The following is an 11,970-nucleotide window of genomic DNA, read 5'->3' as shown; positions in this document are numbered from 1 at the left end:
GATATCTTCAATAAACTAAATCGTCAACTGACGACATAACGATTTTGCAACAAAAATTTAGTCAAAGGATGTTGAAAGTATTCTGAGCAGCGGCATGCTGTTTTATAGGGCTTTTACCCTATTTGATCCGATGGATTGGCCCGTTCAATCACAGAAATAGTTATCGTCAATCGACGATTGAGCGGAAGAACTCTGACACGGGGCGAGCTGTGGGACAGCAATGTGGCGGCAATTCTGTAGAAATCGGGCGCGCACAGATGTGCCGCCAAGGATGGACGCACGTGGGCCGCATAGACGACCGAGGTGGTTAGAAAGTGATGGGCGCTGGCCTGGTGAATCCGCCGACCGGCAGACTGCCCACCGTGTCACGCCCGGGCGTGTTCCGGCGCCGGCGGCAGTGAAGGCATGCCGGCCGGCAAGTCGCGGACGTGCATCGCAATCACCGCGTCGGAAGGCACAGTATTGTCGTTGTAGTAGATGCAGCTCGCGTTGCCGAATCGTCAGTGTCCTCGTAGGCACCGTGCAACGCGCGGTTGCTTCGCCGCAGCCCGGCGTGACCAGGCCGCGGCCGATGAACTAGCGGTTCGCGCGGCCGCCCACAACGTCCGCCACCAGCAGCGCCGTCATGTTGACGATCCGGCGCACCGTCGCCGAAGGCGTCAGCACATGCACCGGCTGGGCCGCACCGAGCAGCATCGGGCCGATCGCGATGTTGTTGCCCGCCGCGGTCTTCAGCAGGTTGTACGAGATGTTGGCCGCGTCGATGTTCGGCAGCACCAGCAGGTTCGCGTCGCCTTCCAGCGTCGAATCGGGCAGCACCTCGCGACGCAGATTCGCGTCGAGCGCCACGTCGCCGTGCATTTCGCCGTCCACCTGCATTTCCGGCGCGCGTTGGCGCAGGATCTCCAGCGTGTCGCGCATCTTCTGCGCGGTCGGCGCGTTGCTCGACCCGAAGTTCGAATGCGACACCAGCGCGACCTTCGGCTCGATGCCGAAACGGCGCACTTCCTCGGCGGCCATGATGGTGATCTCGGCGAGCTGCTCCGGCGTCGGATCGACGTTCACGTGCGTGTCGACCAGGAAAATCTGCCGGTTCGGCAGCACCAGCGCGTTCATCGCCGCGTACACCTTCGCCCCTTCCTTCTTGCCGATCACCTGATCGATGAAGTGCAGGTGACGATGCGTCGTGCTGACCGTGCCGCAGATCATGCCGTCCGCCTCGCCCTTCTTCACCAGCATCGCGCCGATCAGCGTGGTGCGGCGGCGCATTTCGAGCTTCGCCATCTGCGCGGTGATGCCCTTGCGCGACATCATCTTCGCGTATTCCTGCCAGAAATCGCGGTAACGCTCGTCATGGTCGGTGTTGACGACCGAGTAGTCCTGCCCCGCGATCAGACGCAGACCGTAGCGCGCCATGCGCTGCTCGATCACCGCCGGACGCCCGATCAGGATCGGCCTGGCCAGCTTTTCGTCGACGATGATCTGGATCGCGCGCAACACGCGCTCTTCCTCGCCTTCGGCGAACACGATGCGCTTCTTCTCCGGCTCGACGCCACGCGCGAGCTGGAAAATCGGCTTCATGGTCGTGCCGCTGTGATACACGAACTGCTGCAGATGCTGCTGGTACGCTTCCATGTCCTCGATCGGACGCTCGGCGACGCCTGAATCCATCGCGGCCTTCGCCACCGCTGGCGCGACCTTGACGATCAGGCGCGGATCGAACGGCTTCGGAATCAGATACGCCGGCCCGAACGACAGATCCTGGATGCCGTACGCGGTCGCGACGATGTCGCTCTGCTCCTGGCGCGCCAGTTCGGCGATCGCATTGACCGCCGCGATTTCCATTTCCCGCGTCACCGTGGTCGCGCCCGCATCCAGCGCGCCGCGGAACAGGAACGGGAACACCAGCACGTTGTTCACCTGGTTCGGGTAGTCGGTGCGGCCCGTGCACAGCACGGCGTCCGGGCGCACTTCGAGCGCCAGTTCCGGCAGGATTTCCGGCGTCGGATTGGCGAGCGCGAGAATCAGCGGCTTGTCCGCCATCTGCCTGACCATGTCCTGCTTGAGCACGCCGCCGGCCGACAGGCCGAGGAACACGTCCGCGCCGCCGATCGCTTCAGCGAGCGTGCGCGAGTCGGTTTCCCGCGCGAAGCGTTCCTTGTCCGGGTCCATCAGTTCGACGCGGCCCTTGTAGACCACCCCGGCCAGGTCGGTGACGAGGATGTTTTCGAGCGGCAGCCCGAGATCGACCAGCAGGTCCAGACACGCCAGCGCCGCGGCGCCCGCGCCGGAGGCGACCAGCTTGACTTCCTTGATGCTCTTGCCGACCACCTTCAGACCGTTGGTGATCGCCGCGGCGACGACGATCGCGGTGCCGTGCTGGTCGTCGTGGAACACCGGAATCTTCATGCGCTTGCGGCATTCGCGCTCGACGATGAAGCAGTCCGGCGCCTTGATGTCTTCCAGGTTGATGCCGCCGAAGGTCGGTTCGAGCGCGGCGATCACTTCGACCAGCTTGTGCGGGTCGGACTCGTTCAGCTCGATATCGAACACGTCGATGCCGGCGAACTTCTTGAACAGGACGGCCTTGCCTTCCATGACCGGCTTCGACGCGAGCGGCCCGATGTTGCCGAGGCCGAGCACCGCGGTGCCGTTCGTGACGACGCCGACGAGGTTGCTGCGCGCGGTGAAACGCGCGGCGTTCATCGGGTTCTCGACGATTTCCTCGCACGCGAACGCGACGCCCGGCGAGTACGCCAGCGCGAGGTCGCGCTGGTTGATCATCTGCTTGGTCGGGGTGATCGCCAGCTTCCCGGGGGTGGGGAACTCGTGGTAATCGAGTGCGGCTTCGCGGATGTTCTGTACGGCAGTTTTGTTTGTCATTCTCTCGTTACTCGCAAACTGTGGTCGGAACGCTCGGATATCGAAGGCATCAGAAATCAGCGACGGCCCAGCGGGGCTCCCGCTGGCAATGGCGCGCAACGACATCGCCGGTCAGGTCAATCGCCCTGCCGTCGGCACCGAACGCATGCGTGGCGGCCAATTCATTCAGGCGCCTCCTGAGACATCGCACGTGGCTCAATGCGCGGGGAGATGGGACGTAATAGCTTAGCCGCGAGATACACGTTTAGAATTCACTGCAAATCACTTGTCTATTTACTTTCAGTGAAAACTGACATCGCTTCCGATCTTGAGTTTTTTGTGCTGGTCGCGCGCCACGGCAGCCTCTCGGCGGCCGCCCGAGCGCTCGATCTCACGCCGCCGGCTGCCACCCGACGGCTTGTGCAGATGGAAAGCCGGCTCGGCGTGCGACTCGTCAACCGGACGACGCGCAGCGTCAGTTTGACGAGCGAGGGCCAAACCTACCTGCTGCACGCGACGCGGATTCTGGCCGAAGTCCGCGAAATGGAAGACTTGGTGACGAGCGGCCGCTCGACACCACGCGGCCTGTTACGCGTGAACGCCACACTCGGCTTCGGTCGCACGGTGATCGCGCCGATCGTCTCTGCATTCGCGAAGCGCCACCCGGATGTCGAGGTGCAGATTGAAGTGACCGACAGGCCAATCGATCTGGTCGAAAGCGGCTTCGATCTGGCGATCCGCTTCGGCTTGCTGCCCGATAAACGCCTCAATGCGCGCCGTGTGATGTCGAACCGGCGTTTGCTGTGCGCGTCGCCCGGCTATCTGAAGCGACATGGCACGCCGTCCAGCCTTCACGATCTCAGCGATCACCGCTGCATCATCCATCGGCAGAACGACGATGCCTACGGCATCTGGCGCTTCATGCATGGCGAACAGAGCGAAGTCGTCAAGGTGCACGGGATACTGTCGAGCAACGACGGAGATATCGTGCTCGGGTGGGCGCTGGACGGTCACGGGATCGCGATTCGTTCGGAGTGGGATCTGGCCAGGTACCTGGAGAGCGGCAGACTGAAGGTGGTGCTGCCTGAATTCGTGCTGCCGCCGGCGGATCTGTACGTCTACTATCCGAGCCGAAGCAATCAGACCGTTCGTGCGAGGGCGTTCATCGATTTTCTGGTCGAGCATTTCCGCAAGCCGGTCGCGACCAGAACGGAATAGCCATAGGCACTTCCGGTTGTTGCGGAAGCCGCGCTTTCGATAGCGCTTTTCCAGGCGATCGTCTCCACCCCGCCGCATAGTCACGGAGCATTCCGCACCGTCGCGGGGCATCGCACCTCACACCTGCACCAGCGCTTGGCATCTGATTCATGCCGCGTGATCGTGCCATTTTGTCCTCATTTTCCGTCTCGGACAAAAACGGCCACATTTTCAGTGCATTCGAGACAAGCTGATTTCCCGCACAGACGGATGACCGCGACAGGTCCGGTACTCGCTCTATTGAGTCAGTCTCGATCAGCAACGGACTCTCTCATGAATCGCACACCCACACTGCGCAAGCTTCCCGTCACCGTCATCTCCGGATTTCTCGGCGCGGGTAAGACCACCCTCGTCAATCAGTTGCTGCAGCAATGCGCGCCAGGATCGATCGGCGTGGTCGTCAACGAATTCGGCGAAGTCGGCATCGACGGACAACTGATCGTCGCGGAAGAACAGGCGCTGATCGAAATCAATAACGGCTGCGTGTGCTGCACGGTGCGCGCGGACCTCGTCGGCAGTGTGAAAGCGCTGCTGGCGCGCCCGCAGACCGGTGCGGCACCCATGCAGCGACTGATCGTCGAGACATCCGGACTCGCTGATCCGGCACCGGTCCTGCAAACGTTCCTCGCCGATCCCGACCTGCGCGAAGCCGTGGATCTCGAATCGGTCGTCACCGTGGTCGACGCACTGCACTTGCGCCGACAACTCGATGACGACATTGCGCGCGAACAGGTGGCCTTCGCCGACGTCATTCTGATCAACAAGCTCGACCTGATCCCGGAAGCCGAGCTTATCGCCGTCGAACAAACCATCCGTTCATTGAATCCGACCGCCGCCATCATCACCTCGACCCGCTCGCAAATCCGCGCGGACGCTCTGCTGGGTATGCGCCGCTTCTCGCTCCCCACGCTGCTTGCGATCGAGCCTGATCTGCTCGACGAAGGCGCTCACGACCACGAACACGACACGTCGATTCAAGCGTGCGCGCTGGTCGAAAAGGGCAACCTCGATGCGACGCGCTTTAGCCGTTGGATCAACGAACTCGTGCAGCAGCAAGGCCAGCAACTGATGCGGATGAAAGGGGTCCTCAACTTCCACGCCGAAGCGCGGCAGTTCCATTTCCATAGCGTGCATATGTTGCTGGAAGCCGAACCCGGACGCGCATGGCGCAAGGACGAGCCGCGCGAGAACAAGGTGGTGTTCATCGGCCGCAATCTGAATTTTTCGCAACTACGCGAATCGTTTCTCAGCTGTATCCACTAGCCCAACTTACCTCGAGGATTCTGCAATGAAGAAGACTGATGCCCTTACCGTCAGTATCGGCGTGCTCGCCGTCGTCGACACCTACGTCACGGCAACGGTGTTTCCAGTCCCGGTTTGGGTCACCTTTATCGCGTGGGCTTCGTTCTTCGTGGTCGGCGGCGGTCCGCGCGGCTTCGTGCAGAGCGTCGCATCGAATCTCACCGGCCTCGTCATCGCCTCGCTCTCGCTGCTGGCGATCGCCAATGCCGGCCCGACGCCGCTCGTCGCAGCGGTTTGCGTCGGTGTCGGGAGTGCGGCGATGGTGCAGGTCTCGAAGCTGAAGCTGCTGAATGTGCTGCCGGCCGTCGTGTGGGGCTTCGCTTCGACGGTCGGCACCATGGTCGCCACCGGCAAGGCGATTACCACGGTCGGCATTCAGAACCCCGCGTTGGTGGCTGCCGCCGCGCTCGTCACCGGCGCCGTATTCGGCATCGTCTCCGAAACGTTCGGCGAAGCACTGAGCCACAAGCCTCAGCCTCAACTCAACTGACCTCACCCTCCAGGAACCGCACACCATGAAACTACAGCACAGCCTTGGCGGGCTCGAAAACCTCGGCCCCGTCAATGTCGAGACACGGGTTTTCATCGAGCCGTGGGAGAAGCGCATTTTCGGCATTCATACGGTGATGATGGCGGAAAGCACGCATCTGTCGGACGCGCTGCCAAAGTACCCGGTAGCAACGCTGCCTACCACGTTCAGGAACACGTGGACCTGGGCGTCGCTGCGCACCGGCGCCGAAGGCATGCAGCCGTTCGAATACTTCAAATACCGGTACTACGAAAAATGGCTGATGGGAATTTCGCAATTCTTCATCGATCAGGGCTATGTTTCGGCCGACGAACTCGCGCAGAAAACCGCGCACTACCGCGCCCATCCGGATGCGCCGCTGCCTGAGCAGCCGAATCCGGCAATCGCCTCGCAGATCAACGACTACCTTGCAAAAGGCGATTCGGGGCTGAACGCACTGATTCAGGCACCGCGTTTCGAACCCGGCGCCGAGGTGTGCATAGCCGATCCGGCCGCCGTCGATCACACCCGTTTGCCGGGCTATCTGCGCAACAAGCGCGGTGTGATCGAGTTCGTCTATCCGGGTGCCTACTCCTACTTCGTTTCGACCGGACCCGACGGCATCGGCAAGCCGATGCCCGTCTACCGCGTTGCATTCAAAGCCGAGGACATCTGGGGCAAGGACAAGAGCGAACCGAACACGACGATCTACGCCGACCTATACGAAGCGTATCTCGACACATCGAACTGAATCTCTACACCTATCATCTGGTACGGAACCAACATGAGCGAACTTTTCAAATACGACGACGACCGCGAGGCCGCGAGCGCAGCCAAGGTACGAGCGCTCGAAGCGCTTCTGATCGAGAAAGGGGTGCTGGGCAGCGACTCGGTCGATACCGTGCTGAGTCATTTCGAAACGATGGCCGGTCCGTTCAATGGCGCAAAAATCGTGGCGCGCGCGTGGACCGATCCGGCGTTCAAGGCACGCCTTGTCGAAGACACACCGAAGGCGATTGCGGAAATGGACTTCCCGGCCGGGATGGAAGGCGCGGAAGGCGAACACATGGCCGCCGTCGCCAACGGCGACGGCGTTCACAACCTCATCATCTGCACGCTTTGCTCCTGCTATCCGTGGCCCGTGCTGGGTCTGCCTCCCTACTGGTATAAGGACCCCGTGTTCCGCGCGCGCGGCGTGCGCGAACCGCGCGCCGTGCTGAAGGAGTTTGGCGTGCCGGTTTCGGACGATACGGAAGTCAAGGTATGGGACAGCAGCGCGCAAATCCGCTGGTTTGTCATCCCGGAGCGGCCCGCCGGCACCGAAGGCATGAGTGAAGCGGAACTGGCCGCGCTCGTCACGCCCGAAGCGATGATGGGGGTGGCGCTGGTGCCCTCGCCTTCTGCATCGCCACGGCCGGTGGTCTGATCATGTTTACCCGTTTCGAGGAATATGCCGCCTCCAGTATGCTTGGACATCCGGACTCTCCGCCGCGCATGCAGGGCAAACTGCTGTTCGACAAGCCATGGGAACGGCAGGTATTCGGGCTCGCGCTTTCGTTGTCGAAGGCGGGGCACTTCGAGTGGGACGACTTCCGTCAGAACCTCATCGAGTCGATCGCCGAATGGGAAGACGGATACTGCGCGGGGCAGCCGCCGTGGGATTACTACGAGCGTTTTCTGCTCGCCCTCGAAAAGACCGTAACGCAGGCTGGAGTGCTGTCGGCCACTGACATGGCGTCGCTGAATCTGCACGCATTGCGTCCGTCCGGCAACTGAGTCGTGCTTTTGCTTCCAGCGTTCAGGCAAGGGCACGAGAACGCTGGCCATATCGCGTAACGCAGTTTCATCAGGATACCTATCATGCTCAAGCAACTGTCCAATGTACTCACCGGATCCGATCCGCTGGTCCAGCGCAAGCTCTTCGGCATCTACGGCCTGCTGTTGGTGACTAATGCCGGCGCGTGGATCTGGGCGTTCGTGTCGTTCTGGGACCACCCGGTCCTGCTCGGCACTGCGTTGATCGCGTATGGACTGGGCTTGCGCCACGCGGTCGATGCCGATCACATTGCCGCGATCGACAATGTGACCCGTAAGTTGATGCAGGATAAAAAACGCCCTGTCGCCGTGGGCTTCTTCTTCTCGCTCGGTCACTCGACGATCATCGTCATCGCCTCGCTCGCGGTCGCAGCAGTCGCGAGTGTGTTGAACACGCGCTTTGCCCAATACAAGGAATTGGGTGGACTGATCAGCACGTCGGTATCGACCCTCTTCCTGTTCGCGATCGCGTTCCTGAACCTGCTGATTCTGAAATCGATCTTCCAGGCATGGCGTCACCTACGCGCAGGCGGCGCCTACGTCGACGACGATTTCGACATGTTGCTAGCCGATCGCGGCTTCCTCGCGCGGATTTTTCGTCCGATGTTTCGGCTCGTCTCACGCAGCTGGCACATGTTCCCGCTTGGCTTTCTGTTCGGACTGGGTTTCGATACCGCAACCGAGGTGAGCCTGCTCGGCATGTCCGCGTCGCAGGCTTCGCACGGCATTTCGCCTTGGGCGGTGATGGTGTTCCCGGCACTCTTCAGCGCGGGGATGTCGCTGATCGATACGCTCGACGGCCACCTGATGCTCGGCGCCTACGGCTGGGCGTATCTAAAGCCGATTCGAAAGATCTACTACAACATGACGATCACGCTGGTGTCGGTCGCGGTTGCGCTGCTGGTCGGCACGATCGAGGCGTTGAACCTGATTTCTGACCACTTGAAGCTCGAAGGCAAGCTGTGGGATGCTATCGGTACGTTGAACGAGAACTTCGGCACGCTGGGCTACGTCATCATCGGTGTCTTCGCCGCGAGTTGGGTCGTATCGATGGTGCTTTACCGAACCCGACGCTTCGATGAACTCGGGACAAGCCGCTAGCCAAGCGCATGCGGCATGCGCCGCGCCGGCCTCGGCTGCATTTTGACTGACACCTATGCGCAAGATCACCGTCGGAATGGTCCTGTTCCCAGGATTCCAGCTGCTCGATATCGCGGGCCCCAAAGATGCCTTTGCGGAAGTTCGTATCCTCAGTCAAGGGGCGTGCGAATACGAAATGCTGACGATCGGCACGACCCGGGGCAGCGTGCTGTCTTCCAGCGGGCTGACGGTCATGCCGGACAGGACCATCTTCGATCCGTGTCCGCATTTCGACACGGTGATCGTGCCCGGCGGCCTCGGCGTATTCGAAGTACTCGAAGACTCCACGCTTAGCGAATGGCTCGCGAAGCAGCACAAAAGTACCAGGCGGATCGCCGCTATCTGCAACGGCGTTTTTGCTTTCGGCGCCGCCGGCATGATCGATAACCGCACGGTCACGACACACTGGATGGACGCCACGCGTCTTTCGTCGATGTTTCCGAAGGTGAAGGTCGAACCCGACCAGATCTATGTCAAAGACAGCGGCCTCTATACGACCGCAGGCGTGACCGCCGGCATCGATCTCGCGCTGGTCATGATCGAAGAGGACTTCGGCAAGAAAATGGCGCTCGACGTCGCGAAGTATCTGGTCGTGTACGTGCGCCGCGCGGGCGGCCAATCGCAGTTCAGCCCGCTGCTGGAAACCCAGGCCGCCAGCGATTCCCAGATCCAGTCAATTCAGCAGTACCTGCTCGACAATCTTCACCTGAATCATACGACCGCCTCGCTTGCGCGCCGGCTCAAAATGAGTCCGCGCAATCTGTCCCGCATCTTCACCAAGGAGTGCGGCGTCAGTCTGATTGCATTCCTGAACGACGCGCGCATCGATGCCGCGCGCCGCTACCTCGAAAGCACCCGCCACCCGATCGGCGAAATCGCGAAACGTTGCGGTTTTGAGAGCGCGGATACACTTCGGCGTACGTTTAGCCGCCGGCTTCAGATCAGTCCCGCCGAATACCGGCAGCGCTTTCGCTCCGGCGATCCGGTGACCGAAGGGGCTGCTGCTGTCCGTCATCGATGACGACAGCGATCGCGAATCGCGCGAATTGCACGCGATCGTCGATACGCCTGGATTGAAGTTGAACCGCTTGTGGAACGCGACCTTGGAGGTCCCAGTGGCACAACGATGCTCTACTGGTGAGCTTGAGTCGACATACGTCAACTCCAGCGCGTCTCAGTCGCGTGTGTTGGCCTTGATCAGCTCGCTGGCCAGAATCGCTTCATCGCGGTTAAGTGGGATGAAGCGTCCGCGGACTCGGGGACGGTAGACCGGGTCGCCCTTGTTGATGTGCTCGCCAGACAGGGCGCAACGCCCCGTCGTGCGAGCGAGGCAGGGTGCCCAGATTTGTTCCTCGTAGTTACAAAGCGTCGGGTCGTGCCAGCGCAACGCGAAGAGCGAATTGGGCAGTTCCTCCACGACCGTCACAGTATAGGTGCGCACGTGATCGCCGTCCGGCTTACGCGAATTGACCGGCTCGCCATCCAGGCGGGAACGACCGGATAGGTCCGGAGGATTCCACATCGGGTCTGGCGGAGAAAGAAAATGGTCGATGACTGCGAGCGTCGTCGCCCACGGGTCTCGAACCTCGGGCGCTGAAGTGAGTCGGCCCGGCCGATGCGATGATGGATGATGAGATGAGGACACCGCAGGGAAAGCAGGCGTATGACAAGATTCACTTTCTGACAGGATGTCAGAATTCGTATTGAGCTCAACGTTCACGATCCTTTGCCATCCTTATCAAATAGTGAAACAGCAGCGAAAAACCCTGGAGGTCGAACAACGCCCGGCTTGCGGCTACTGGATGCATATGATGGAGAAGTCGACCGTACGGCGATAAATGGTCCTGCCAAACCACGGCACGAACGTGTACTCGTTATATGCGTTGCTGCCGATATGGATCCAGCTACGTAGAACATGTGACACGATGATTCCTTGGAGACGTTGCGAAGAACATCGGTCGAGCGGCCATCCGGAAGTGCCCTGTGGTCGTCGGGCCGAACCGCGAGCCTGGCGCTGCAATAACAGCGAGCGTGTCGCGATGAGATAAGGGTAGGTCTAGCAGGAGGGCGAGTCTACTCTACGGTCGGATATGCCGATGCCGCATTAGCGTAACCGCCTTATACGGACGTATAAGAAGCGCGGCAAGGAGACTTCACTGAGCTTGCCCTGTAAGGCGAATCTCCGGTTGAGCGGCAAACGCAAGCAACCAGAGCGGCCATCTGGAAATGAACGCCGACACAGGCTCGATGACTGCTCGGCGCCAAGGATCGGACCTTTGCTCAATCCGCGCGAATGGTCTGCAGAAGCGCTCACGTACGACGGCGCTCAGCGATGACGGCCGTCGGGCAGACAGGGCTTGACACCAAGCGATTCGGCCTTGCGGACAAGGTCCGGCATTGAGCGCGCATTCATTTTTCGCATCACCTGTCCACGGTGGACCTTGACCGTGATCTCGCTCAGGTTCATCTCAGCGGCGATCTGCTTGTTCAGCAGACCGGACAAGACAAAGCCCATCACCTCTTTCTCGCGCGGCGAAAGAGACTGGTACGAAGCGCGCAGACCTGTTAACGCGGCTTCTGCCGCGAGCCGCTCGCTGTCTCGCGCGAGGGCCTGAGCAACTGCGTCGAGCATATCCTGGTCTTTGAATGGCTTGGCGAGAAAATCGAGCGCGCCAGCCTTCATTGCCTTCACCCCCATCTCGATGTCTCCATGACCGGTCATGAATACGACGGGAATATGCATGCCGCTATTAACGATTTCCTGGTGAAAAGCCATGCCGCTTTTCCCGCGGAGTCGCACGTCCAGGATGAGGCAGCTCGGTCCCGCGGAGTGAGGAAAGCGGAGAAATTCGTCCGGGGACTCGAACGTCTCGACGCGCAAGCCTACGGAGCGCAAGAGCAGGTCAAGGGCTCGCCGGATTCCCTCGTCGTCATCGACAACGTAGATGACGGAACCGTCAGTTGCTTCGGGTTCATCCGCCATTCGGCGGGTCGGCCTGGTAGTCATCTGAACACCTCGCGAAGCCGGAATGCGGTCGCACCCTGCTGGCATGCACCCATTTTACGCCGCCACTGTTGCGCACGTC

At 60.9% G+C, this 11,970-nt stretch carries 11 protein-coding genes; 8 read left to right on the top strand and 3 right to left on the bottom strand.

Going from position 1 to position 11,970, the window contains the following annotated elements; translation table 11 throughout:
* Positions 1 to 576: 576 nt before the first annotated feature.
* A complete protein-coding gene (locus FVF58_RS05695; RefSeq protein ID WP_149668920.1) occupies positions 577 to 2,883 on the bottom strand; it encodes an NADP-dependent malic enzyme in 2,307 nt (768 codons plus the stop codon).
* Positions 2,884 to 3,165: 282 nt separating this feature from the next.
* Between FVF58_RS05695 and FVF58_RS05690 the strand changes: the two genes are divergently transcribed.
* From FVF58_RS05690 to FVF58_RS05655, 8 genes are all read left to right on the top strand, one after another.
* Positions 3,166 to 4,080 carry a LysR family transcriptional regulator gene (locus tag FVF58_RS05690; RefSeq protein ID WP_149668919.1) on the top strand — a complete coding sequence of 305 codons (915 nt, stop codon included), beginning with the start codon at positions 3,166 to 3,168 and terminating at the stop codon, positions 4,078 to 4,080.
* A 312-nt stretch (positions 4,081 to 4,392) separates the two neighbouring features.
* Positions 4,393 to 5,382 carry a CobW family GTP-binding protein gene (locus FVF58_RS05685; RefSeq protein WP_188130719.1) on the top strand — a complete coding sequence of 330 codons (990 nt, stop codon included), beginning with the start codon at positions 4,393 to 4,395 and terminating at the stop codon, positions 5,380 to 5,382.
* Between the two features lie 25 nt (positions 5,383 to 5,407).
* On the top strand, positions 5,408 to 5,911 hold the full coding sequence (locus tag FVF58_RS05680; RefSeq protein WP_149668918.1) for a DUF1097 domain-containing protein: 504 nt from the start codon (positions 5,408 to 5,410) through the stop codon (positions 5,909 to 5,911).
* A 25-nt stretch (positions 5,912 to 5,936) separates the two neighbouring features.
* Complete coding sequence (gene nthB / locus FVF58_RS05675) at positions 5,937 to 6,680, top strand: nitrile hydratase subunit beta (RefSeq protein ID WP_149668917.1); 744 nt, start codon at positions 5,937 to 5,939, stop codon at positions 6,678 to 6,680.
* 33 nt (positions 6,681 to 6,713) lie between these two features.
* Positions 6,714 to 7,355, top strand: a complete 642-nt coding sequence (gene nthA / locus FVF58_RS05670) for a nitrile hydratase subunit alpha (RefSeq protein ID WP_149668916.1) — start codon at positions 6,714 to 6,716, stop codon at positions 7,353 to 7,355.
* 2 nt (positions 7,356 to 7,357) lie between these two features.
* Entirely contained in the window at positions 7,358 to 7,705 is a 348-nt protein-coding gene (locus FVF58_RS05665; RefSeq protein WP_149668915.1) for a nitrile hydratase accessory protein, read from the top strand.
* Positions 7,706 to 7,789: 84 nt separating this feature from the next.
* On the top strand, positions 7,790 to 8,845 hold the full coding sequence (locus FVF58_RS05660) for a HoxN/HupN/NixA family nickel/cobalt transporter (RefSeq protein WP_149668914.1): 1,056 nt from the start codon (positions 7,790 to 7,792) through the stop codon (positions 8,843 to 8,845).
* 55 nt (positions 8,846 to 8,900) lie between these two features.
* Positions 8,901 to 9,905 (top strand): GlxA family transcriptional regulator, encoded by a 1,005-nt coding sequence (locus FVF58_RS05655; RefSeq protein WP_149668913.1) that lies wholly within the window; start codon positions 8,901 to 8,903, stop codon positions 9,903 to 9,905.
* 153 nt (positions 9,906 to 10,058) lie between these two features.
* Here FVF58_RS05655 and FVF58_RS05650 read toward each other — a convergent pair whose 3' ends face one another.
* Both FVF58_RS05650 and FVF58_RS05645 read right to left on the bottom strand, forming a co-directional pair.
* A complete protein-coding gene (locus FVF58_RS05650) occupies positions 10,059 to 10,604 on the bottom strand; it encodes a DUF3331 domain-containing protein (protein ID WP_149668912.1) in 546 nt (181 codons plus the stop codon).
* 606 nt (positions 10,605 to 11,210) lie between these two features.
* Positions 11,211 to 11,867 (bottom strand): response regulator transcription factor, encoded by a 657-nt coding sequence (locus FVF58_RS05645; RefSeq protein WP_149668911.1) that lies wholly within the window; start codon positions 11,865 to 11,867, stop codon positions 11,211 to 11,213.
* Positions 11,868 to 11,970: the final 103 nt, after the last annotated feature.

Source organism: Paraburkholderia panacisoli, from assembly GCF_008369935.1.
Taxonomy (GTDB): domain Bacteria; phylum Pseudomonadota; class Gammaproteobacteria; order Burkholderiales; family Burkholderiaceae; genus Paraburkholderia; species Paraburkholderia panacisoli.
Note: the sequence above shows the minus strand (reverse complement) of the source record. Positions and strands in the feature narration are given on the sequence as shown.